The sequence below is a fragment of the Paenibacillus alba genome, assembly GCF_013204855.1.
GTDB classification, from domain to species: domain Bacteria; phylum Bacillota; class Bacilli; order Paenibacillales; family NBRC-103111; genus Paenibacillus_E; species Paenibacillus_E alba.
Genome location: NZ_JABMKZ010000055.1, coordinates 19,155 through 42,161 on the forward strand (window position 1 = coordinate 19,155; position 23,007 = coordinate 42,161).

29 protein-coding genes, 1 pseudogene and 1 riboswitch are annotated in these 23,007 nt (G+C 43.1%); of the genes and pseudogenes, 26 read left to right on the forward strand and 4 right to left on the reverse strand.

Annotation, left to right across the window (positions count from 1 at the left end; all coding sequences use genetic code 11):
- From HQN90_RS35360 to HQN90_RS35395, 8 genes are all read left to right on the forward strand, one after another.
- Entirely contained in the window at positions 1–849 is an 849-nt protein-coding gene (locus tag HQN90_RS35360; protein WP_173227541.1) for a 3-hydroxybutyryl-CoA dehydrogenase, read from the forward strand.
- A gap of 119 nt (positions 850–968) precedes the next feature.
- Positions 969–1,163 carry a hypothetical protein gene (locus tag HQN90_RS35365; RefSeq protein ID WP_173227542.1) on the forward strand — a complete coding sequence of 65 codons (195 nt, stop codon included), beginning with the start codon at positions 969–971 and terminating at the stop codon, positions 1,161–1,163.
- 200 nt (positions 1,164–1,363) lie between these two features.
- Positions 1,364–2,410 carry a rod shape-determining protein gene (gene mreB, locus HQN90_RS35370; RefSeq protein ID WP_173227543.1) on the forward strand — a complete coding sequence of 349 codons (1,047 nt, stop codon included), beginning with the start codon at positions 1,364–1,366 and terminating at the stop codon, positions 2,408–2,410.
- A gap of 15 nt (positions 2,411–2,425) precedes the next feature.
- The gene (locus HQN90_RS35375) at positions 2,426–2,815 is read left to right on the forward strand and encodes a hypothetical protein (RefSeq protein ID WP_173227544.1); all 390 of its coding nucleotides are present in this window, start codon (positions 2,426–2,428) and stop codon (positions 2,813–2,815) included.
- Between the two features lie 42 nt (positions 2,816–2,857).
- Complete coding sequence (locus HQN90_RS35380) at positions 2,858–3,142, forward strand: hypothetical protein (RefSeq protein WP_079409059.1); 285 nt, start codon at positions 2,858–2,860, stop codon at positions 3,140–3,142.
- 307 nt (positions 3,143–3,449) lie between these two features.
- Positions 3,450–3,707 (forward strand): DUF2164 domain-containing protein, encoded by a 258-nt coding sequence (locus HQN90_RS35385; RefSeq protein WP_173227545.1) that lies wholly within the window; start codon positions 3,450–3,452, stop codon positions 3,705–3,707.
- A 17-nt stretch (positions 3,708–3,724) separates the two neighbouring features.
- Positions 3,725–4,144, forward strand: coding sequence for a GTP pyrophosphokinase (locus HQN90_RS35390; RefSeq protein ID WP_173227546.1), 420 nt, complete (start codon positions 3,725–3,727; stop codon positions 4,142–4,144).
- A gap of 187 nt (positions 4,145–4,331) precedes the next feature.
- Positions 4,332–4,799 carry a CcdC protein domain-containing protein gene (locus HQN90_RS35395; RefSeq protein WP_173227547.1) on the forward strand — a complete coding sequence of 156 codons (468 nt, stop codon included), beginning with the start codon at positions 4,332–4,334 and terminating at the stop codon, positions 4,797–4,799.
- On the opposite strand, the gene HQN90_RS35400 is transcribed toward HQN90_RS35395, so the two are convergent.
- Positions 4,792–5,136: a DUF1904 family protein gene (locus HQN90_RS35400; RefSeq protein WP_173227548.1), complete on the reverse strand. Its 345-nt coding sequence runs from the start codon at positions 5,134–5,136 to the stop codon at positions 4,792–4,794. The two genes, HQN90_RS35395 and HQN90_RS35400, sit on opposite strands and share 8 nt — an antisense overlap.
- A 221-nt stretch (positions 5,137–5,357) precedes the next feature.
- On the opposite strand from HQN90_RS35400, the gene HQN90_RS35405 reads away from it, so the two are divergent.
- The 8 genes from HQN90_RS35405 to HQN90_RS35440 all read left to right on the forward strand — a co-directional run bounded on the left by HQN90_RS35405 (position 5,358) and on the right by HQN90_RS35440 (position 11,575).
- Entirely contained in the window at positions 5,358–5,717 is a 360-nt protein-coding gene (locus tag HQN90_RS35405; RefSeq protein ID WP_173227549.1) for a hypothetical protein, read from the forward strand.
- Between the two features lie 64 nt (positions 5,718–5,781).
- Positions 5,782–6,198 carry an Rrf2 family transcriptional regulator gene (locus tag HQN90_RS35410; RefSeq protein WP_173227550.1) on the forward strand — a complete coding sequence of 139 codons (417 nt, stop codon included), beginning with the start codon at positions 5,782–5,784 and terminating at the stop codon, positions 6,196–6,198.
- 104 nt (positions 6,199–6,302) lie between these two features.
- Positions 6,303–7,169 (forward strand): SDR family oxidoreductase, encoded by an 867-nt coding sequence (locus HQN90_RS35415; RefSeq protein ID WP_173227551.1) that lies wholly within the window; start codon positions 6,303–6,305, stop codon positions 7,167–7,169.
- A gap of 137 nt (positions 7,170–7,306) precedes the next feature.
- Positions 7,307–7,873 (forward strand): CBO0543 family protein, encoded by a 567-nt coding sequence (locus tag HQN90_RS35420; protein ID WP_246362983.1) that lies wholly within the window; start codon positions 7,307–7,309, stop codon positions 7,871–7,873.
- A 104-nt stretch (positions 7,874–7,977) separates the two neighbouring features.
- Positions 7,978–8,886: an S-layer homology domain-containing protein gene (locus tag HQN90_RS35425; protein WP_173227552.1), complete on the forward strand. Its 909-nt coding sequence runs from the start codon at positions 7,978–7,980 to the stop codon at positions 8,884–8,886.
- Positions 8,887–8,970: 84 nt separating this feature from the next.
- Complete coding sequence (locus tag HQN90_RS35430; RefSeq protein ID WP_173227553.1) at positions 8,971–9,348, forward strand: hypothetical protein; 378 nt, start codon at positions 8,971–8,973, stop codon at positions 9,346–9,348.
- A 92-nt stretch (positions 9,349–9,440) separates the two neighbouring features.
- Positions 9,441–10,436, forward strand: coding sequence for an aldo/keto reductase (locus HQN90_RS35435; protein ID WP_173227554.1), 996 nt, complete (start codon positions 9,441–9,443; stop codon positions 10,434–10,436).
- A 191-nt stretch (positions 10,437–10,627) separates the two neighbouring features.
- Positions 10,628–11,575 (forward strand): acetylxylan esterase, encoded by a 948-nt coding sequence (locus HQN90_RS35440; RefSeq protein WP_173227555.1) that lies wholly within the window; start codon positions 10,628–10,630, stop codon positions 11,573–11,575.
- Between the two features lie 409 nt (positions 11,576–11,984).
- Here HQN90_RS35440 and HQN90_RS35445 read toward each other — a convergent pair whose 3' ends face one another.
- Both HQN90_RS35445 and HQN90_RS35450 read right to left on the reverse strand, forming a co-directional pair.
- Positions 11,985–13,307, reverse strand: coding sequence for a voltage-gated chloride channel family protein (locus HQN90_RS35445; RefSeq protein ID WP_420851106.1), 1,323 nt, complete (start codon positions 13,305–13,307; stop codon positions 11,985–11,987).
- Between the two features lie 91 nt (positions 13,308–13,398).
- Positions 13,399–13,857: a MarR family winged helix-turn-helix transcriptional regulator gene (locus HQN90_RS35450; protein WP_173227556.1), complete on the reverse strand. Its 459-nt coding sequence runs from the start codon at positions 13,855–13,857 to the stop codon at positions 13,399–13,401.
- Between the two features lie 130 nt (positions 13,858–13,987).
- Here HQN90_RS35450 and HQN90_RS35455 point away from each other — a divergent pair, with 130 nt between their 5' ends.
- The 8 genes from HQN90_RS35455 (at position 13,988) to HQN90_RS35490 (ending at position 20,941) form a co-directional block, all read left to right on the forward strand.
- On the forward strand, positions 13,988–14,848 hold the full coding sequence (locus HQN90_RS35455) for a DMT family transporter (RefSeq protein ID WP_173227557.1): 861 nt from the start codon (positions 13,988–13,990) through the stop codon (positions 14,846–14,848).
- A gap of 101 nt (positions 14,849–14,949) precedes the next feature.
- Positions 14,950–15,405 (forward strand): GNAT family N-acetyltransferase, encoded by a 456-nt coding sequence (locus tag HQN90_RS35460; protein ID WP_173227558.1) that lies wholly within the window; start codon positions 14,950–14,952, stop codon positions 15,403–15,405.
- Between the two features lie 263 nt (positions 15,406–15,668).
- Positions 15,669–15,800: riboswitch (cyclic di-AMP (ydaO/yuaA leader) on the forward strand.
- Between the two features lie 5 nt (positions 15,801–15,805).
- Complete coding sequence (locus tag HQN90_RS35465; RefSeq protein WP_246362984.1) at positions 15,806–16,456, forward strand: CAP domain-containing protein; 651 nt, start codon at positions 15,806–15,808, stop codon at positions 16,454–16,456.
- A gap of 235 nt (positions 16,457–16,691) precedes the next feature.
- A complete protein-coding gene (locus tag HQN90_RS35470) occupies positions 16,692–17,942 on the forward strand; it encodes an SH3 domain-containing protein (RefSeq protein ID WP_173227559.1) in 1,251 nt (416 codons plus the stop codon).
- Positions 17,943–18,019: 77 nt separating this feature from the next.
- Positions 18,020–18,691, forward strand: coding sequence for a hypothetical protein (locus HQN90_RS35475; RefSeq protein ID WP_173227560.1), 672 nt, complete (start codon positions 18,020–18,022; stop codon positions 18,689–18,691).
- A gap of 104 nt (positions 18,692–18,795) precedes the next feature.
- Positions 18,796–19,107 (forward strand): ArsR/SmtB family transcription factor, encoded by a 312-nt coding sequence (locus HQN90_RS35480; protein ID WP_173227561.1) that lies wholly within the window; start codon positions 18,796–18,798, stop codon positions 19,105–19,107.
- A 79-nt stretch (positions 19,108–19,186) separates the two neighbouring features.
- Positions 19,187–20,341 carry an MFS transporter gene (locus HQN90_RS35485; protein ID WP_173227562.1) on the forward strand — a complete coding sequence of 385 codons (1,155 nt, stop codon included), beginning with the start codon at positions 19,187–19,189 and terminating at the stop codon, positions 20,339–20,341.
- 162 nt (positions 20,342–20,503) lie between these two features.
- Positions 20,504–20,941: a small multi-drug export protein gene (locus tag HQN90_RS35490; RefSeq protein WP_173227563.1), complete on the forward strand. Its 438-nt coding sequence runs from the start codon at positions 20,504–20,506 to the stop codon at positions 20,939–20,941.
- 77 nt (positions 20,942–21,018) lie between these two features.
- Here the strand turns inward: HQN90_RS35490 and HQN90_RS35495 are convergent, their stop codons facing one another.
- Positions 21,019–21,660 carry a TetR/AcrR family transcriptional regulator gene (locus HQN90_RS35495; RefSeq protein WP_173227564.1) on the reverse strand — a complete coding sequence of 214 codons (642 nt, stop codon included), beginning with the start codon at positions 21,658–21,660 and terminating at the stop codon, positions 21,019–21,021.
- Positions 21,661–21,817: 157 nt separating this feature from the next.
- Between HQN90_RS35495 and HQN90_RS35500 the strand changes: the two genes are divergently transcribed.
- Positions 21,818–22,570, forward strand: coding sequence for an SDR family NAD(P)-dependent oxidoreductase (locus HQN90_RS35500; RefSeq protein ID WP_173227565.1), 753 nt, complete (start codon positions 21,818–21,820; stop codon positions 22,568–22,570).
- Positions 22,571–22,613: 43 nt separating this feature from the next.
- Positions 22,614–22,886 (forward strand): annotated as a pseudogene (locus HQN90_RS35505) (SDR family NAD(P)-dependent oxidoreductase); the annotation flags it as partial.
- Positions 22,887–23,007: the final 121 nt, after the last annotated feature.

Here is a 23,007-nt window from a genome sequence, read left to right on the forward strand (position 1 = left end):
ATGAGCATTCAGACCCTGATGGTTGTTGGTGCAGGTCAAATGGGAAGCGGGATTGCACAGGTTGCTGCGGTTTCAGGAATTAGGGTGCTTTTGCACGATAATTCCTTGGATATGCTGAACAAAGGAATGGCTTCGATTAACACTCATCTTTACAGAAGTGTGGAGAAGGGAAAGCTAACAGCAGATAGGATGGCAGATATTTTGAGCCGCATTCAGCTGACTGAATCTTTAGAGCTTGCAGAGCAAGCAGATCTTGTTATCGAAGCCATCTCCGAGAATATGGCTTTGAAAGCCCTCTTATTTCATAGACTGGACAGCATTTGCCGCCCATCCGCTATTCTGGCATCGAATACGTCCTCACTTCCGATTTCGGAAATCGCCGCTGTGACAGAACGTCCCTCCCAAGTAATCGGCATGCATTTTATGAACCCTGTACCTGTTATGCCCTTGGTTGAAGTGATTCGAGGGCTGGAGACCTCGCAGGAGGTGTTCGAGGAGATCTACCACTTGAGCGAGAGAATGGGGAAGACTCCTGTGGAAGTGAATGATTTTCCTGGGTTCGTCTCCAATCGTATTCTGATGCCGATGATTAATGAGGCTGTTTTTACGGTATATGAAGGCGTTGCAACTGTGGAGTCGGTTGATAAAGTCATGAAACTCGGCATGCATCATCCGATGGGCCCTTTAGAGCTAGCGGATTTCATTGGACTGGATACTTGTCTTTCCATCATGGAAATCTTGTATGAAGGCTTTAAGGATCCCAAATATCGTCCTTGTCCATTGCTGCGCAAATATGTGAAGGCAGGGAGGTTAGGACGGAAGTCAGGGCAAGGATTTTATTCCTATTAAATTTGTAGATGAGACAGTCTAGATTCAATGAGGCTGTCTTTTTTTATTCAAAAAGGAGGAATATTATGGTATTTGAAGAAAGAGTTAGTACAACTATGCAGGCAAAGGACTGAAATGATGTGAAACGATCCTACACGATCGGATATATGTTTGTATGTATTTGGCTGGTCGGTGTGATGTATGGCTTTATAACGTATAATGAAGTTCAGGGTGATCTTCGCATGTTTTGGACCATTTGGATCATGTTCCTTGGTTTAATCATATTTCCGGTTTATTTTGTATTGATTTATTTGCTTGGAAAGAAAGCCAGATAAAATTTCTCTGTTCTGCAGGCAGCGGAATATATGGATGATCGAAGCGGGCTGCTTACCGCACAGGTGGGCAGTGCTTTTTGTCATACCCCCGTAGAACGGCTGTTGTGTGCGAACAACTATTAAGATGCAGTCAAATCATAATCAACTAATATACACGCTACTATGGGCAACGTCTATTGAACAGCGAGAAGGAGCGAGTCATGTTAAAGAGAATGGAAGAACTGTTCGGTGTTGATCTGGGCACGTGTAATACGCTTATTTATCAACAGCGCAAGGGTATTGTTCTGCAAGAGCCATCTGTTGTCGCCATTCAAACGGATACGGGGGAAATTAAAGCCTTTGGTCAGGAAGCCTATGAAATGATTGGAAGAACGCCAGCGAATGTGGAGGTCGTGTATCCTTTGAAGGATGGCGTTATCGCCAATTTCGATATGACGTTAGCGATGCTTAAATATTTTATCGGCAAAATAAAAAGTGGGTTCAATTGGTTCCGAAGCTTCCATGTATTGATTTCTGTGCCTTGCGGCATTACGAATGTGCAGAAACGGGCTGTGGAAGAGATGATTGTACACAAAGGTGCGAGAAGATCGATTACGGTCGAAGAGCCTTTGGCAGCTGCTATGGGAGCGGGGTTGCCTGTTGCAGAACCCATCGGCAGTATGGTGCTTGATATCGGTGGTGGCACTAGTCAAGTTGCGATCATATCTCTTGGAGGTATCGTCGTGAGCGAATCCATTCGGCGCGGCGGCATGTCCATTGATCAAGATATTATTGAGTATGTAAAAAGAACCCACAACATGATCATTGGAGAGCGGACGGCAGAAGATATTAAGAAAAATGTCGCAGCTGTCATGAAGCCTGTCAAAAATGTTGAAATGAACATTCGAGGTCGTGACCTTATGGAGGGACTTCCCCGAAGCATCACGATTTCTTCCGATGAAATTTATGAGATTCTGGACGATTTCATGCAATCTTTGGTGGAATGCATTCGTCTGACGATGGAGAAATGCCCGCCTGAGCTTGCTGGTGATGTGATGGAACAGGGAATTCTTTTATGTGGTGGAGGATCACTGCTCGTAGGATTAGATAAGCGGCTGCAACAAGAATTAGGTGTGCCGGTTCATCTTGCCGAACATCCGATGGCATGTATTGCCCTGGGCACGGGGAAAATGCTAAACTTCAATGGGGCGATCATTGAGCGGTCTACTACCATAGAGATACCGGAAGATCGTGAAAGCGTCCAATAAAGGAGGCTTTTGGCATTGAAATTTAGAGCCGTTTCGGAACAAACGAAAATGAATTATTTGATGTGGAGCATTAAGAGGGAAATTCTGAAGGAAAATGCGTATTTGAGCACCCTTTCTTACGATCCGACACCGATTATGCAGATTGTGAAGCACTATTTTGACGCATGGGACCCCATTGCCTTATTGGATGCCAATTCTTCTGATGATGAGTATGAAGGAGAAGCGCGCACGCTTACCATTTACATAACCAAGCATTTGGCTGATTTAGAGATAGCTTCGCTTAGTGCCGCGATTCGCAGCGTATTCCACAAATCGTTTCTGGATGAATTCCAGGAAGATGATGCCTGTGAGGATATCGCTGTCGCGATCATCCATTCCTTGCAAACCATTGGATTGCTAGGGTGAAACCTGTTGCAATAACCCGTCATTTATAAGAGAATAGAGCGAGTGTTAGAGAAATGGGGTGTTGCAATGAGCGAAATGCTGAACAAATACTGTGCGAAAATATTCGGCAAAACCGGTGTCATCATTGAAATTGGCGTCGTTAAAAAGGTGACGAATCGAACTGTTCATGTAGATTGGGGAAAGAAAACTTGGATCTATCAGAATAAAGATTTCAAGTGGGTACCTCTGTCAAAAGAAGATTTCGAGCAAAGATATAAGAAGCCTAAGTTTTCGGACGGTGCTTTGCTTCGTGCTGCGGAGCTAGAGTTGAAAATTACGTATAACTAAAAACTAGGCAGAAAGGGGCTGTCCCATAAGTAGATAATCTACTTGGGGGCAGCTTCTTTTTGTTCTTGGAATACCCTTGATAGTTGGATGCCGAACTATGGTCGCCGAGCCTGCCAAAAAGGCAGGCTCAGCTCGAGAAAGAGGCCGTTTCTCCGCGAAAGGCCGCCGAGCCTGCCAAAAAGCAGGCTCAGCAAGTTTGCAATAAGCTTGGCATTTTACGGATTTTCCGAAACTTGGTAAACTGGTTAGTGAAGCTTCATCATTCATGTTTCATTTTAGTCAATTACCATAGGAAGAGGATGTTATTATGTTAAAGCTGAAATTAGAGAAGGAACAGAAAAACGAGCTCGTAAGCCGTGTGCAGGATTATTTTTACAAAGAGAGATCAGAAGAGATCGGGGAGCTTTCTGCGGAGTTCCTGATTGATTATATGATAGCTGAGCTCGGCCCCTATATCTATAACCAAGCAATTCAGGATGCGCTGAAGCTGGTTGGCGATAAAATGGTTGCTCTGGAAGATGATCTCCATGCGATTGAGAAGCCTATTGCCTTCAATCGACGATAGATAAGGAGTCATCAGAAATGAGCACATTAACCAAAGCTATTCTCATTGCGGCCAAAGCCCATGACGGTCAAACTGATAAAGGCGGAAATGCGTATATTTTGCACCCGATTCGACTCGCAAGCAAGGCAGAAACGACGGATGAATCCATTGTAGCCGTGCTGCACGATGTCGTTGAAGATTCCAGTATAACCTTATTCGACTTGAAAAAAGAAGGATTCTCCCAGCTTATTATTGAGGCGCTTGATTGTTTGACAAGAAGAGCAAATGAGTCCTATGAGGCTTTTATCCAGAGGATCAAATTGAATCCGTTAGCGACGAAAGTAAAGCTTCTGGACTTAGAAGACAATAGTAATATCAATCGAATTACGAATCCAACTGAGCATGATTATGCCAGAATAGATAAGTACAAGAAAGCCATACAAGCATTGAAATTTTGACAATGAAAAGAAACAGACAGATCAGGACTGAATGCTATCGAGTCTTGACTGTCTGTTGTTGCCTCTTGAAGTATGAGGTTGATTGAATGACATAAGTCACCCGATTTAGGTTACTATATGCACTGTTAGATGAATCCTAAATCAGTGATACTTAGATTATTCGATAAACACTTTAGGAGGAAATAATATGAACGCAACCATATCTCTATGTATTTCAATTTTGATTTTTCTGATGATCCTGCGCGGATTAATGCGAGGGATGCACAAGCCGATTAAGAAAACGGGCATCCCTTTATTATTGCCGATTTTGTACATTTCGACGTCGTTATTTCAATTGTTCGATCCCAAGCTGCATATCCAAGGAAATCAAGCCATCACAGCCATCTTAATTGGGCTTGTCGTTGCGATCCCGCTTATTATAACGACCAATTTCGAAGTTCGATCAGACGGTACTTATTTTAAGAACAATAAAACGGTAATTGTCATCTTGATTGGTATCTTTGCACTTCGTTTTGTGTTCGTGGAAACCATAACGAGTATGGACGCCTCAACGCTTGCTTTTTTCTTTAACTTAGTCACTTTTAGCTACATTGTTGTATGGCGGCTAGCGAGCTTTACGAAATTCCGTCGCATGTCTCAACGACTGCTTACGTAATGGACATTGATTCGGACTGAATTGTTTTCAAAGGCTGACCTTCCTTGTAGTACAGATGAGGGGATAGAAGGATAAAGAAGATATGGACATCACCAAAGCCATGCGCATGTAATAAGTCATAGAGTGCTTGGACAATACGATCGTGCATCTCTTGTTCTCTAGGAAACATAAGAATTTCTAAGGATAACGGAGAATTGTTCAGTTGTTCAATAAGAAGAAGCTCAATTTTCACTTTTTCTGGAACAACCCCTGTAAGTTTGGAGAATTCTTGGATGATGTCAGGTGAAACGGAAGTAATGAAATCCTTTTGAAAACCTTTGAATCTGAGAAAAGGCATATAGTTTCCTTCTTTACGATGTGTTTAAAGAGCGAATTTATTCATTCTAAAGAATTAAAGGGTTAAAAACAAAATCGATATTAGATGAAATCAATCTCATTCTTAGATAGATATGCTGTGAACGATATGGAACTCTCGGACGTATTATAGGTGTTTCCAAATGAATGTGGGAACATACAAGGGGATTAACCCCGACAAACTTATAAACGGAGGTCGTTCAAATGTCGAGAACAATTGAGTTTGCGAAGGATATGCTCATCCTGCATTTATCGGGAATTGTCAGTGCAGCCGCGTTAAAACGTCGTGTCGAGATTCCCTATTCGAAGATTTCGCGCGTATCGGTGGAAGATCATAAGGTTTCGATGTTTCAATTCCGTGTTGGCACTTCGATTGCAGATATTCGAGAAGGGCGCTTTCTCATAGGGAATAGATGGTGCTTTATTTCCTATGAAAATCATAATGATGTAGTATCGCTGGAGCTGGATGAACATGAGTTTGCCAAAGTCATTTTTCAGATTGACAACCCCTTGGAAATCAGAGCTCAAATTCAGGAGCAATTAAATAAAATAGCCACCTGCTAAAAATATGAAATTGACATTCTTTTTCGTTAGAACTATACTGGTTACAACCGGTGGGTGATAAACAATGAAACAAATCAGCAGTCGATTTTCAATTGCCGTCCATATTTTATCTCTGGTCGCGACAGTACCATCTGAGTGTACAGGTGATTTCATTGCCGGCAGCGTGAATACGAATCCTGTGATCATTCGCAAAATTATCGGTCTCCTGAAGAAGGCCGGACTTGTTGAAGTCCGAGCTGGAGTTGGGGGGACGAGGTTGACGAAGGACATAGATCAGATTACTTTGCTTGATGTTTACCGTGCTGTAGAAGTTATTGAGAATGGGGAATTGTTTAACTTCCATAACCATCCTAATCCGCTATGTACGGTAGGCAGAAATATTGAGTCAGTTTTGCGCGCAGAATTGCGTGAGGCTCAAACCGCGATGGAACAGAAATTATCTCAAGTTTCCTTGCAGCATTTGATCACAAAGTTTGAATAAAAAAAGCTCTTAAATGAGCTATTTTTTATAAATTAGTTGTAACCATTATAGTTATAACTATAATGATTCTAACCAAATATATGAAAACGATGGAGGTTATTTAGATGAAAATTTTAGTAACGGGTGCGACAGGTCAATTGGGTTCGAAAGTGGTTGAGGCATTGCTTGCCTCTGCGCCGGCAGAACAGTTAGCAATTAGTGTGCGGGATACGGATAAAGCGAGTGATCTGCGTGCGCTTGGTGTGGATGTACGTCATGGTGATTTTGATCAACCAGCAACCTTAGCAGAGGCTTTCCAAGGTGTGGATCGTCTGTTGATCGTTTCGACACAAGGGGATAATGAAACTCGGATTCGCCAGCATCTGGCTGCTGTTTCCGCAGCGAAACAAGCCGGTGTTGGTTTTATCGCCTATACAAGTGTTACAAATGCGGAAGAAACGGAACTGTTCCTAGCACCGGTTCACCGGGCGACTGAAGAAGCAATCCGAGGAACGGGCATTCCTTATTCATTCTTACGGAACAACTGGTACATTGAGAATGAAGTGGGTACGATCCAAGGCATTTTGGCAGGAGCGCCATTAGTCACTTCTGCAGGCCAAGGAAAAGTGGGCTGGGCATCCCGCGGCGACTACGCGCAAGCGGCTGCTAATGTTTTACTGGGAAGCGGTCATGAGAATACAATTTATGAACTTTCTGGCGTGCCGATCACGTATGCAGACCTCGCAGGGATTGTGTCTGAAGTGCTTGGTCGTGAGATTCCAGTGCAGCAGGTTGATGATGAAACTTACGCGAAAATCATGGTTGGTGCTGGTGTTCCGGAGCAGGTCGCTCCTATACTTGTCGCTATTCAAAGTGCGATTCGCGATCAAGTTCTGGATGTGACAAGCAGCGATTTACAGACCCTTCTTGACCGTGAGGCAACTCCATTGCGTCAAGTTCTGAAAGAGATCATTGCTGGGTTACAGGCATAATACAATCTCATAAAGCAGCAGAGAGGCCAATTCTTGGCCTCTTTTTTTTGTTGTGAGTCTTCTTTTTTTGGAATCGTGCGGGTGACTACGGGGAATATTAGGTAGGAAGCATGCAGTGACAACATGAAGGAGGCACGATGGTGGAAAAAATATTGCTAAGAATGCTGTTCATGGGTTCAGTGGCCGCAGCGCCATTTATATTAAAACGAAAAAACTTGCTGATGAACTTAACGATTTTTTTCGCAAAAGGCGTTCTTTCCACTGCGATGGACTCGTATTTCATCAAGAGAAAGAGAATTGCCTATCCGGTTCGTCCTTTTCCCAAAACGTTTGATACCAATGTGCTGTACGATTTATTGTTTTATCCGCTGCTAAGCGTCATTTGGGTGAGATGGACCTATCAAAGCAAACCCTTAGAGATGATCACTCGCAGCTTATATTTCAGTGTGCCAATGTCTATTCTCCAGTGGGCGCTTGAAAAGAAAACAAGATTATTTAAATGGAATTCATGGACGATCCTGCATACTTTTGCCTCAATTAATTTTACGTTGTTTACCATACGCGGATTTGTGGGGCTTGTGCGAGGACTCGTGTCGCTTCAAACTTCTCATTATGCAAGAATAGAGCCTTCAGCATCAGCTCTGCCTGCTGGAATTTTAATGTCAACTACGAATACGGAGCAATCCTATCAAACTCACTCTTAGCGTTTTTCTTGGAAACTTATGCAACATTTTATATGATCAGCCCGTTAATAAGTTAACTCGATACGAGTAATTAAAAATAACTTATTAAAAGGAGATTAGAAACTATGAATAAATTAGCTACATTGACTTTGTCGTCTATCTTACTGGGAAGCTTGACGTTTAACACGGCTTTTGCCTTTTCTGATGTGGAAAGCGGACAAGCAGAAGCGATCTCAGCCCTATATAAGCAAGGTGTCGTCAGCGGGATAGACAGTGAGCATTTTGCGCCAAAGGGTAAAATTAGTTATGCGCAAAGCGTGCAGCTTATTGTGAAGGGCTTGGATTTAAACCTGGAACTGATTGATTTCGTGAAACAGCCGCTGGCTTCAGATACTTTTAAAAATGTGCCGAATGATGCTTGGTTTGCCAATGCTTTCGTCATCGCCCAATATAACGGAGTAGATATTCCGAAAGATGTGAACCCGAATGCGACAATTACGCGTGAACAGTTCGGACATATGCTGATGCAAGCATTAGAGAAGAAAGGCAACTTTCCTATGATCAACATCAAGCTCGAGGTCAAGGATGAAGAGCAAATGACTCCTGAATTCCAAGGAACTTTACTGCGCATGATCCATTACAAAATTACTTCGCTTGATAAAGATGGCAAGTTGAATCCGAAGGCCGAGCTTACGCGCGGCGAAGCAGCGACTTGGGTGTACAATGCAGCGAAAGTACTCGCAGCCCATTCCGAGCAGCCGGTAATCAAGGAGAATGTGACGGTATCTGTTGAGAAAGTCAATGATGACGTCAATAAAATAACGCTCTCCCGTGAATCCAAGCCAAGCTCCGGATATGGGATTGCTATCTCAGGTATCACATTCAATGAGGATGGAAATGCGGTCATTTCTTATACACTGACGGATCCTAAACCGGATTCCATGAATGCGATGGTTATTACAGAGCCTAAAGCTGTCACTTATGTTTCGTCCAAATATAAAGCCGTTGCAGAACCGGCCGCTGTTAACGAATAGTTTCTAACTTAAAATGGTGTTTTTCCAATAGGGGAAACACTGTTTTTTTGTCTCAATTGATAAATCGGCGTGGAGGGTGATGCCATGTATTTAGACAAAATCAATCATCAATGGTTGACCCATTTGAAAACGAACGGTTTTCAGGAGCTTATAACAATAACAAATACGACAAAATTGAACGTGAATGCTCGGTTATTTATGTTAGAGCTGAAGTTGAACGCGAAAAGATATCATTTATATCACTGTTTGGATAAAGACATATATGAGTTGCGACAACTGGATGAAGCGTATACGCTCATTAGTGCTGAAGAAGCATTCGGATTGAGTTTGGAAAGGTCGAAAGATTTTTGGGATACTGTTCATTCCTTCATGCTGCAGCATTACGATGGGATTCAAACATCTGTTGATTGCAGACAGGGTTTAGAGCAAGCCAAACTTGCTATTCAAAAAGTCCGTTTGTAATGTGCGAGTACATGTTAGACTTATCCAAACTATCCTTAACTCTTCTGCCTGTGGTATGATTTAAATAACCAAATGTAGGGAGGAATAGTCGGATGCAAATTAAAATGCTTGGACGAAGCGGACTTGCCGTATCGGAGCTTTGTCTGGGGACAATGACTTTCGGGAATACAACCAATGAGAGTGATTCAATTCGGATGATTCATCAATTCAGGGAGCAGGGCGGCAATTTTCTGGACACGGCGAATGTCTATGTATCCGGTCGCTCCGAAGAAATTGTAGGGCAAGCCATCAAGGAATGTCGTTCTGAGGTTGTTTTGGCCACCAAAGTGCGAATGAATACAGCAAATCATCCCAATGGCGCAGGTGTTTCGCGCAAGCACATTATGCAAAGCGTGGAAGAAAGCCTTGCAAGGCTGAACACGGACTATATTGATTTGTATCAGGTCCATGTATGGGACCATCTAACACCAATTGAGGAGACACTGCGAGCTCTGGATGATCTGGTCACTTCGGGAAAAGTCCGATATATCGGATGTTCCAACTTTTTTGCTTGGCAGCTGATGAAATCCCTTGCTTGCAGTGATGCCAATCGGTATGTCCGATTTATTTCGATTCAACCGCAATATAGCCTTGTCAGCCGTGAAATGGACCGCGAAATGATGTCACTGTGCCTGGAAGAGAAGGTAGGGGTTATTCCTTGGGCGCCGCTTGGAGGCGGATTTCTTACGGGGCGTTATACGAAGGAAGAGCCCACAACGGGACGCTTAACGTCTAAAGTTGGCGAGAGCTCCTGGGCACTGCGTGGAACTGAGCGAAATTTCGCCATTCTGGATGCCGTACATACTGCTGCACGAGAACTGAATAAAACACCGGCCCAAATTGCACTTGCTTGGCTTTTGCAAAGAGAAGGAATTACCTCGCCAATTTTCGGAGCCAGTACACTTGAGCAATTTAGCGATAACATGGGGGCTGTAGGTTGGACAATGCCCAAAGAAATATGGGATTTGTTAGACGAAGCGAGCGCTCTTCCTTCCGAATATCCGAACCGCTTCATCGCCAAGTTTGCGCGGCCTTATTCTGCCAATTAATCAAACCCAGTGGGCGTGCCCGAGTGGGGAACAACAAAGGCGCAGCTCTTTTTGAGAGATTGCGCTTTTGTTGTTCTTTCCTACTAAATTCTAGTAAATTTACAATTGATTACGTGTAATAACTCGTGTTAAATTGGGTTGGACTCGTAACGTTTATTAATTCTTATCAAAAGCAGGAGGTCATTCATTCGATGAATGCAATAGAAGCCCGAATTCAGATGCTGCATCAATATAGGCCAGAACTAACGAAACCATCAGATCTTGGAGATTTTTGGGATCGAGTTCAACTGGAAGCTGCTGAATCCGTCCGTTATACACGCAATCTGGTCGACTCACCGTTCCTTCAGGCCGAAGTTTATAAGGTCGTGATCGAAGGGGCAGCGAACACGCCGCTTCACGCTTGGTACATGCTGCCATCTGCTCAGTTGGATCAACCGATCCCGTGTGTAGTCATTTACCATGGCTATACCGGTTCTAAGGGAGAACCCGAGGATCACGCAGCTTGGCTGCTTATGGGGTATGCGGTACTTGCGATTGATGTGCGCGGGCAAGGAGGGGAAACCGGCAACGGATTACCCCAGCTTAACGGAATGACCAAAGGATGGATAACACAAGGCATTCTTGATCCAGAGACATCCTATTATCGGGCTTTGGCTATCGATGGTTTATGCGCCGTAAGGTGTGCGATGGATATGCCAGAGATCGATCCTGATAAAGTTTTTGTTTTTGGAGCGAGTCAAGGCGGGGGCTTGGTGCTTCTAGTCTCAGCTCTTGAGCCTAGAATTCGCGCGGCAATTGCTCATATCCCGAATATGTGTCATATGGATTTGGGCATGCTTCAGTCGGTGAGTTCGCTCAGCGAAGCCGCGGAATTCGTAACCCGCTTCCCCCACTTCCAGAAGGAAGTGTTCCAGACACTAAGCTACTTCGATATTATGAATTTGGCGCACCAAATCAGTCTGCCTGTTCATGTGACGGTAGGGTTGAAAGATACGACCTGCTTGCCAGAGACAGTTTTCGCTGCCTATAATCGGATCGCTTCCTCGCAGAAATCGCTTGAGGTTCATCCATTTATGGGGCATTCTATGCCTGTTGGCTATTACTCGGCTGGACATTCTTTTTTCTCACAATGGCTTTAAAATGACAAAAACGACTGAGCTGCGTTGCTCGTTGAGTGCGAATACCTGCGATTGTGCAGGCTTTTTCAACGAAATCGAGTGAAAAGTAGTAATACCTGCAAATAAGCAGGCATTTCTTGATTTTCCACTCGAAAATCAAGGAAAGGTCACGAAAACCTGCAGAATTGCAGGAATCTAATGATCTTGGCTGCTCCGACCAGAATAAAGATGCATAATCGCAGGTTTTGGAAGGCGAGCTTCCACAACGAAATGGGCTGTCCCAGGTAGAAACTCCTACTTGGCGGCGCCTTTTTCTGTTTTTCAAAGCTTGGCAAAATAGGAAAGGGCTGCCCACTAGTCATGCGACCATTGGACAGCCCTTATTGATTTTCGTCCAAGGACGGTGAAATTGAAAAGTAGAACGATGCGCTTACTTATCTTTTGGTTTGTTTTTAATTGACGCTAACGTTGCGTTGGCAGGTAAGAAATAAAGCTTAGATTTCGACACCCCAATTTGTTGTGAAGTGTAAATACCGGAATGACCTGAAAATAAATAACTAATGATGCAAGCCATGAATAGATAGACGGCGCCTTCCGAGCCGAAAAGCTCAATCCCCATAATAAAGCAGGCGAGAGGTGTGTTCGTTGCACCACTGAAAACAGCAATAAATCCAAGGCCGGCCAAAAATGGGGCGGAGACATGCAAAATACTGGACAGGGAATTTCCAAGCGTTCCCCCGATAACGAAAAGAGGTGTGACTTCGCCGCCTTGAAAGCCGGCTCCAAGTGTCAGGGTCGTAAACAAGATTTTCCAAAGAAAAGCCAAGGGTGCGACTGGTTGTTCAAATGAGTCCTGGAGTAGCGGAATCCCCAATCCCAGATAGTCTCTCGTGCCAAAAATAACTACTAAAGCAATAATGACTATTCCGCCCATGAAAGTCTTTATGACAGGATTTTTAAAGAGCAGAGTGTAGATTTTTCTCAACCAATGCGTGAGTTCGCTGAACAAAAGACTTGTCAATCCGAATAGAATAGAAGCGATCACTACTTTTATTAGGAGCATTGTGGTGAATGGAGGAATGGTTCCCATATGATAATGGATATGCTGAATGCCCCACGCCATAGTAATCAGATTGCCGACAAAGCTTGCGATGAAGCAAGGGATGAGTGCTTGATATCGGACTAGCCCTAATGCAACAACTTCCATACCGAAGATCGTTCCTGCCAGAGGGGTGCCAAATATGGAACCAAATCCGCTGCTAATGCCACACATCAATAGAATTTTGCGGTCCGTTTCATCCACTTTGAATACTTTGCCAATGAATTCGGAAAAGCTTCCGCCCATCTGTACCGCAGTGCCTTCCCGGCCTGCTGAACCGCCAAATAAGTGAGTTAGGATCGTCCCAAGCAGAACCAGAGGAGCCATGCGAAAGGGGATTGTTTCTTGTCCATGTTGGATTTGTTCTAAAATCAGATTATTGCCTTTTGCTGAATTTTTGCCGTATTTGACATATAAATAACTCATAAATGCCCCGCCAAGCGGCAGAAGAAATAGCAGCCAAGGGTGACTTTCACGCTGTATCGTGGCCTCGTCTAGGCTTGCAAGAAATAGCGCAGAGGCGGAGCCGGTTAGAATGCCTACAAGGCTGCCATAGAATAACCATTTCAGCAAAGCACCAAATAAAGCAACATGCAAGTACTTCTCGGCATAGGCAATGAGCTTGCGTTTTGGGGTTTCAGATCCATTTGCCACGGTCAATTTTGCTCCTAACCTTAAAGAATTAGAGGAGGGTTATGCCACAAGGGTTGCCGAAAGGCAGCCTTATCTGTGGTTGAATATGAGATCAAGTCTTAGCGAGCGAGGTAGACTCTGTATGGATGCGTGCTAAGCCTTTTTGAATAATGCGAAGTTCATCTTCTTCTAAATGACGGATGAAATAGGAAAGAATCCCTTGTTCATATATCGGCCAGGCTTTCAGAAAGGCTCGTTTCCCTTCGCGTGTGAGCACGGCATAAGAGCCGCGGCGATCCTCCTCGGTCCGCTCTCGACGGACATAGCCCTCTTTCTCCAAGCGTTCGACTAACCGTGTTATGCCGCTTGGGGTCAGAACGACCTTATCGGCAAGTTCGCTCATTCGCATCTTTTTCGATGGTGTTTGATATAAAGCGACCAGCACATCATACCAAATAAGAGGGACCTGATCTTGGTCAAGGAGATCCTTCTCGATTAATCGGATGACCGTAGAGTGGGTATTTAAAAAGGTTCGCCAAACCGCAAGCTGATCTTCCTGTAATTTCTTCATGAAATCTTGCTCCTTCCGAGCGATCTATGTCTTTACATGATAGCGAAATTTATTTGACTGTGCAAATAAATCATGTTATTTTGTTGTTGATGCAATATTTGATTACGCAAATAAATGGGGGCGAAGACAAATGGGATTACTCTTAGGGCTCTTATCTGCTTTATTCTTCGGAAGCGCTGATTTTGTTGCAGCCAAATCGAGCAAACAGATCGGCGTATATGCAACATTGCTTTACATGCAAATTGTTGGTGTTGTGCTGCTGACTATTTTTTTAGTTGTTACTGGTAAATGGCAATTTCTAAGCTCATACTCCAGCCTTGCAAAGGCTAGTTTATGGATGTTTGTTGATTTAGCAGGAATTTTAATGCTTTATCGAGGTCTTCAGGTTGGCAAAACATCCGTTGTTGCACCCATTGTTTCAAGCTTCTCTGTCGTGACGGTTATTCTAGCAATTTCGTTTGGAGAGCGTGAAAGCTGGATCACTTTTGTTGGCATTGTGTTGACCGTTGTTGGTGTCATGGGTGTGACCTTATCAGGACCAGAGACGGACGATCTTCAATCGCAACGCGTTAAGCTGGCGAAAGGTGTGATATGGGCGATTCTAGCATCTTTATGCCTTGGCGTGGCCTTTTTTGGACTTCGTTATCCAGTCGAGGAAATAGGAGGGCTTGCTACTGTTTGGATAGGCAGGCTCCAAGGCAGTGTACTGCTTGCTTTTATTGCATTGGGGGTCAAGCGCAAGACAGTCATCCCAAAGAAGAAGGAGCTTAACTATTTAATCCTTGTTGGGGTTCTAGATACGTTGGCTATTCTCAGTTACAACATTGGATTGATCTACGAGATGACCTCAATTGTCATCACGGCAGCCTCGTTATTCGCCGTCTTTACGCTGGTATGGGGCATACTGATCAACAATGAACGCTTAGCGATGAAGCAATGGGCGGGGGTTGTGCTGACTTTTATAGGAATTGTGATCGTGTCAATCGGCTAAAATAGCGTAGAAATCAGTCTTATTTTAAATGCACATCGACGTAGGGTTAAAGGGCAAGTATACTATTACTGTATACTATAGAGACAGTGGAGTGATTGAATATGGATATTAAAATTGATGATTTAACTGGATCCCAAGTAATTGCCTTAATAGGAGAGCATTTGCAGAGTATGTCCGCACAATCTCCAGCAGAAAGTATGCATGCTTTAAATCTGGACGGATTGAAGAAACCTGAAATTACATTTTGGAGTGTTTGGGAACAAGAGGAATTGATGGGCTGCGGGGCACTTAAAGAACTTGACGATCAGCATGGAGAGATTAAATCAATGCGTACCTCATCTTCGCATTTAAGAAAAGGTGTTGCTAGGCAACTCCTCTTGCATATTATTGATGAGGCCAAAAGGCGTGGCTACCAGCGTCTTAGCTTGGAGACGGGCTCCATGGCATCATTCGACCCAGCTATTAAATTGTATGCGAGTCTAGGATTTGAATATTGCGAGCCCTTTGCTAATTATAAGGAAGACCCCAATAGTGTATTTATGACCAAAGGATTGTAAGTTTCGTTGACGGGTCATGTCACGAGCGACGTAAGGTTACCGATTTCATCGGTAGCCTTTTTGTGTTTGGTGAAAAGGAGACTTTAATTAAAGCAAATCTCTATGCTATAACGATTTACGACTAGGGACACTTGGTTAACGAAGGATTCATTTATTGCGGCTTCCAAATGACAGAGTTTATGATGGATCTTACGTGGAAAATTTTGCACCATGAATTCAAGGAGGTCACGTGTTACAATTTATGAGATCCTTTGTGGATCAAACAACTTAGAAGGCCGAAGCTTTTATGAAGCACGGGGGACCCACGATTAGGGGTGAAGCCGCGACAGCGGCCGGGTGATTACTCTTTGATCCGAATCCGACAGCTAACCTCGCAGGCCGCAAAAAGGAGAGGTTTCTTTTGAAGAGATACAAAAAGCTTTTGGTAACCAGCGCATTAGGACTAAGTGTCCTTATAGGTGCAAATGCAGCAATGGCTGCAACGGCCACTCATACGGTATCAGGCAATGATACGATGTGGGTCATTTCCAAGAAGTATGGAGTCAGCCTTACATCGCTTATTCAAGCGAATCCTCAGGTCGCGAATCCTAATGTGATCTGGTCTGGCATGGTCTTGAATATCCCAGGCAGCACGAACACGAATGCAGGATCCAAAACTCCGGTTACGACTCCTCCATCGCAATCAGCATTCGCCAGCCAAGTGGTTAGCTTAGTTAATCAGGAGCGAGCTAATGCAGGACTCCGCCCATTAACAAGCAACAGCGCACTGACCGCTATGGCATTGGATAAAGCGAAGGATATGTACAACAATGGTTATTTCGATCATACGTCTCCGACCTACGGGTCTCCTTTTGATATGATGAGCACTTATGGCATTAATTATTCCTATGCTGGTGAAAACATTGCTAAAGGCCAGCAAACGCCTGAAGCCGTTATGAAGGCATGGATGAACAGCGCGGGTCACCGTCAAAATATTCTAAGCCCCAACTATACGCAAATAGGCGTAGCCTATTACAATGGTGAATGGGTACAGGAATTCATCAGCAACTAATCCAGCAGCGTAAAGAAACAGGGTTGTTTCTCACAGGGAAACCTGAGGGGAGCAACCCTGTTTTGTCATTGTTTCATACATAACCTCCCTTACATATTACATTTTATTCCAAGTTATTTTTCAAGGAAAGGGAACGATTAGAAAATAATGTAACTTTTTGAACATCGTAGCGTCTAATTTATTGGTGAAGAGTCCGTAGATTACCCAGTCTTTTTAAAGGGAGATGGTGTTAACAATGGTTGGGATTAAAACTTTTGCAGCTTTATTAGGTGCAGTAATGTTTTTTTCTTATTTTCCTGCGGTCGATGCTGAGGAATGGTCGCCTAATTTGCCACAGAAAATAACGCTTTTGCATGAAACAAAATTGTATGCCGAGGCAAGCGAGTCATCTGCTTCTTGGGCGACGTTGTCCCCTCAAGATGTTCAAACGGCAGGCGCCGAAAAAGATTGGTATAGGCCGATGTTTGGTGAGCAAAAATGGGTGAAAATTCATACAAGTTGGATGGGGGATCAATGGGTTCATATTGATTGGCACGAAATTGGCTGGTTGGTGCCCAAAGATGAATTCGCGGATGTTTCGGGAGAGATGCCTTTGTATAATGAGCCTGAATACGGGTATACGGGAGCAACGATCACAAGCCAAATTGTTCATATGAAGGGTATATTTTATCGCCCTATGCAAATGCCTGCGTATCTCGTTGAATCTTGGATTGGCGACAAATGGTTCACACCATCTAATGTAATGGTCATCGAGGGTGTCATCCCAACGGAGGAAAAGGTGAATATAGAGGGGGAAGGTTCTTTTTTTGATAATCCAAGCAATCAGCCACTTTTCAAATACAACACCACAACATTTAAACCCCAAGAGTTCACGTCCACTGCTCGTTATGGCGATTTCTATAAAGTAAAAACAGAAACTGGTCAATATGCATGGGTTAGCCCCCGTTTCTCACAACCTGCCGTGACGACCCCAGTCAGTGAGGATATTGTATTAACAGAGAAAACAGCGATCTACAGCTATCCGAACCTTCAAAGCTTCTTAGATCCCTTGGCAGCTCAAACCGTTCATGCGAATGCGAAAGTTCAAGACATATGGGAGAATACTTGGTATAGAATCAGTACTTGGCTTGGAGACGCATGGATTATACGCAATAATAACGGGGGCATAAATCCTAGCACGCATATCGCAACTGATACGGATGGCTACATTCAAGTTTTCCCGAAAGTGATCTCCGGCAACAGTCATACTGTTTCAGGGCGTCTGTATGTTGCAAACATGCCCCGATATATCGATTACAATGATTTGAGCTTCACTTTGGAGATGATTGACGAAAAAGGGAATGTTCTTACGAACGGAGAAGGTTTTATCCCAGGCGTGAGACAAAACGACGAGGTTGCTTTTACTGTTGTTCTCGGCCAAGTGGATGCGAGCGTCAAAAACTTCTCGTTTCGCGTGTCGGAGGTTCAATTTCACAATCCTTTGTAGGAAGCAATGATAAAACTGAATGGATGATATGCGCGGAGGCCACATTTCCAAACGGATGAAGTAGATCAGGGGGGTTCATGACAAAAAATAGATATATATTAGTTGGCTTAATGCTTATTTTACTTTCCATTTATCCCTATTTTCTAATTTGGCAAGAAGGCCATATTGAGGCTGCTTTAAACAAAAAATATTCGATTATTTCAATTAAAGCTCCAACAAATCAATTAGTTCTCAATGAAAACAAAGTAGAAATCATTGAGGAAAAAAAAGGAGACTTATCTAATCTTCAAATAAAGGTAAACGACCAAATAATCGGAAGTACTCGGGATGCGAAATTGATAAATAGTCCCATGGATTTATACTATGGTTGGATTGGTTTTTTAAATGTCAAAGACAAAAAATCTGGTAAAAATGATACGATTATTGTACAAAGATTAGATCCATATAGCGAGAATATGCCGCCAATCAATATCAAAAATAAAGAATGGAATCTTTATCATATCGATGAAAATAAAAACATTCAAACAGAACATATCACGTTTAACAATCGTAAAAGTCATGATCCAGTTGCTATTAAAGAAATCATGGTAGGAGGAACAAGTTTAGGGGGAATCGGTTATAAATCAAATTTACGTTATTTGTATCCGACTATTTTCTTTCCTGTCATTTTCCCATATGGCTTTTTTTGGATAGGTCTGCTCATAGTTGCATTTAGTTTACTAAATCGGTTTCTGAAAAAATCTGCTTAGAGCTAAATTAGGAGAGTCGCATTACTGTCACTTTAGAAAGATTCCTCAGGCAGTAATGGCGGCTTTATATTTACAAATCTATAAAAATAGATATAATAAACGTTATGGAACCTTTAGCGATTTATAAAGCTTTGTCTAACGAGACGCGCAGTCAAATTATGCTATGGTTAAAAAATCCAGAGGCATACTTTGATGAAAAGCCCTATTTGCAGCAAGGGCTTAATATTCGAATTGGTGTATGCGTGGGAGATATTCAGGCTAAGTCGGGGCTTGCGCAGTCGGTTATCTCGAGTTATTTATTAAGTATGCAAAAAGCTGGTTTGTTGGAATCTGAACGAATCGGGAAATGGACGTATTATCGTCGGAACGAGAAAATTATTCAGGAATTTGCTGAGTACATCGGAAAGGAACTATAAAGGGAGAGGAGCTAGTTTTTTTATTTTATCAAATCTATATATCTAAATATATAAATACGATCGGAGACTTAAATGTATCATGAAGAAGGTTAATTCTGCACTTATTATTATTTTGGCATTAGGCGTATTTGGTATTATTACAACGGAAATGGGGATTATAGGGGTTCTGCCGCAGGTCACTCAGAAATTTCATATATCCGCATCAGAGGCTGGAGGGCTTGTAAGTATATTTGCTTTGGTCGTTGCGGTTTCAGGTCCATTCATGACTTTGCTTGCTTCCAGTATGAATCGGAAAGTTATTCTATTGGCTTCCGTACTTATTTTTGCTATTTCGAATATTGTTTATGCGTATACCACGAAATTTGAGGTTATGCTAGCTTTCCGTATTCTCCCTGCGATTTTCCACCCTGTCTTTTTTTCAGTCGCGCTTGTAACTGCCGCTAAGCTTGTCCCTGCCGATAAAAGCAGCAAAGCGGTAACCAACGTTTTTGCCGGAATCACGGTCGGATTTGCTTTTGGCGTGCCTTTGACTTCTTATCTTGCGGAACAATTTTCGTTGGAAGCTGCTTTCTTGTTTGGGGCAGTGGTAAGCGTGATTGCTTTCTTAGGGATACTAATTGGGCTGCCCTCAATGCCTGTTACGGATAAAATGTCTTATGGCAAACAGCTTCGCATATTACGCAAGCCTCAATTGTGGCTCAATATCGTGACGGTTATTTTCATCTTTGCAGCCATGTTTGCTGTGTACAGCTACTTTGCTGAATATCTGGGACAAGTCACACATATGGACGGATCGGTGATTAGTCTGATGTTGATGGTGTTTGGTCTAATTATGATTCTAGGGAATTATATATTTGGGGGATTGTTGCATACAAGTATGACGAAGACCGTTATCCTGTTTCCGCTGCTGTACGCGGTAGTTTATTTAATCACTGATTATTTGGGTTCTTATTTCATTCCGATGATTGTTGTTGTGTTCATATGGGGAGCCGTGCATTCTGGCGGTCTTATTATCAGTCAAACATGGTTAACCACTGAGGCGAAAGAAGCTCCCGAATTTGGCAACAGCTTGTTCGTCTCCTTTTCCAATCTTGGCATTACGTTAGGGACATTAGTCGGTGGTTGGTTTATTTCTCACTTGGGTATACATCAACTCCTCTGGAGTGGGATTGGTTTCTCAATGCTTGCTTTTTTATTCATTATGATAAAAATAAAAGCTTTCAAAGCTGGTTGATTTTGGGGGTATGTCACTAGATCCTGCTTTTGTTTGCTAGATTTTGTAACTTTCTTGCTGTAAGAACGTATAGTACTTCTCGAAGGAACACATACATACAGTACGAGAGGATGGAAGGGAAATTGAAAAATATCAAAACGAACATGGTGAATGGTGATTTGAATGCATAGTTTATTAGCATGGGCTTCAGTCCTTGGGACCGGGATTTTAGAATTATGGGCAGCGATCCCCCTCGGGTTTACCCTCAAGCTGCATCCATTAGTCACGGGTATTCTAAGTGCAGCCGGCTCGATGCTCAGCGCAATCATCGTGATTTTCTTCGGTGCATCGATTAGGAATTGGCTTGTACGCCGAACTCAAAAGAAAAGTGGTGGAAGATCAAGCCGAATGAGTCGCATTTGGGACAAATACGGCATCCCTGGCATCGGATTCTTATCGCCGCTTCTTACAGGAGCGCCACTCGGTGCTGCCATTGGTATTTCTTTCGGGGCAGAACCACGCAAATTGTTTATTTGGATGACGATCGGTATCGTCTTCTGGAGTGCTGTTCTGACGACAGCCGCTGCGTTAGGACTGAATGCTTTTAACATTGGCAAGTAGAGTTCTCTATGCGATAATAGTAAAAAAAGAGTCAAATTCCTCAAGGAGGAGTTTGGCTCTTTTCGTTGTTATTCATTTCAAGCCCTCAAGTAATCCATTAGAATTTTTTTGAGAATGGCAAGCTGATAATCGGTTTCTAAATCTGATTCAAGCAGCAAAATATTTTTCTGTAAGGATAATTTTTTGGAAAAAAGACCAAAGGTGTTGATCACCGTGGTTAAGGTGTCTTTGACGGAGATATCAGATCGGATCGAGCCGTCCTCGATACCATTTTGAATAATTCTCGAGTACTCACGCGATATTTGACGATTCAATGAGTTGAAAGTAAGGATATCCTCCAGCGGATCTGACGAGTGGGAGGCATAGCTCTCGAAATCAACCATAAATTTGACGCTCAAATTGTTATGATCTTCGATAAAGAAGTCGAATAGCTTTTCAAGCTTCTCAAGGCAGGATAACGGGAGTTCAGCAACAGATTGGAACCGTTCGAGCATGGGTTCAAGCAGCTTGGTCGCGAGTGCAACGATCAGCTTCTCTTTCTTCGGAAAGTATCTGAACAGGGTGGCAATCCCGATATTCGCGTCATTCGCGATATCCTGCATGGTCGTTTTCTCGATACCTTTTAGAGTAAGCACGCGTTCAGCCGCCTCAAGAATGATCAATAGCCGTTGCTGTTTGCCGTCCAACCGTTCTTTTTCGTATCTTTTTTTGGGGTCCATAAGAGGATAAACCTTTCAAATTAGCTATTTCAATTATTAGTATTATATCGACCGATGGTAATTTAAGCAAGGAATTGAATTCGTAAAAACGATCTGATATAGTTAATATCATAGTGATAGTTAAACTATCATACCAAAAAGCAAAGGAGAAATTAATATGACTCGTTTAACCGATAAAGTTGCAATTATTACTGGTGCAGGCAGTGGCATGGGGCGTGAAGAAGCACTTTTGTTTGCAAAAGAAGGAGCTAAGGTTGTTGCGACTGATATTAACGAAGCCGCGGTGCAAGCGGTAGTGAAAGAAATTGAAGCCGCAGGTGGACAGGCTGCAGCTTATGCGCACAATGTTGTTGTAGAAGAAGATTGGATTAAGGTTGTCACTGGAGCGGTCGAGCGTTACGGCAAAGTTGATGTTCTGGTCAACAATGCGGGGATTTCTCTTGCAGTGGGACTGCTGGATACGACGATTGACCAATGGAATAAAGTCATTAACATCAACCTGACAAGCACTTTCCTTGGAATGAAGCATGTTATTCCGCACATGCAAGAAAATAAAGGTGGTTCTATTGTCAATATTTCTTCGATTGCTGGGTTGACCGGGAGCAGTGGGGCAGGAGCCTACACAGCTTCCAAAGGCGGAGTTCGGATGCTGAGCAAAGCTGCTGCAGTCGATTTTGGCAAGGATCATATTCGCGTCAATTCCGTTCATCCAGGCTTTATTGAAACGCCGATGAGCTCAGAATTTGTAAATAACAAACAGATGCTGCAGTGGTTCTTGTCTCAAACCGCATTGCCTAGAGTAGGACGTGCATCAGAAGTGGCAGAAGCCGTACTGTTCCTCGCCTCAGATGAGTCAGCCTATATAACGGGTGTTGAACTGCCCGTTGACGGCGGAGTTACTGCTAAATAATGTTTCAATGCAAGGCAATTTTGTCTAGAAGGAGTGAGTGATTATGGGTCGGGTAAGCGGAAAAGTAGCGTTAGTAACGGGTGGAGCTTCTGGTATCGGCTTGTCTGCTGCCAGATTAATGGCCAGAGAAGGTGCCAAAATCGTCATTGCAGATTATCATGTGGACGCGGCGAAAGAAGCAGCTGAACATATTGTAAATGAGGGCGGAGAAGCTAAAGGCCTATTTCTAGATGCTTCACAAGCGGATTCGATCAAGGATGCGGTTGATTATACAGTAGAGCGATATGGTTCCTTAACTATTTTATTTAACAATGTGCTCTGAAGCCCCCTAATTAGATTGGAGTCATCAATATGCAATAAGGTACAATATTGGTGAGGGGGAATGAGATGTATGAAAAGCAATATCCTTTATGATGAGCAACGGATCAAGGTAGCTC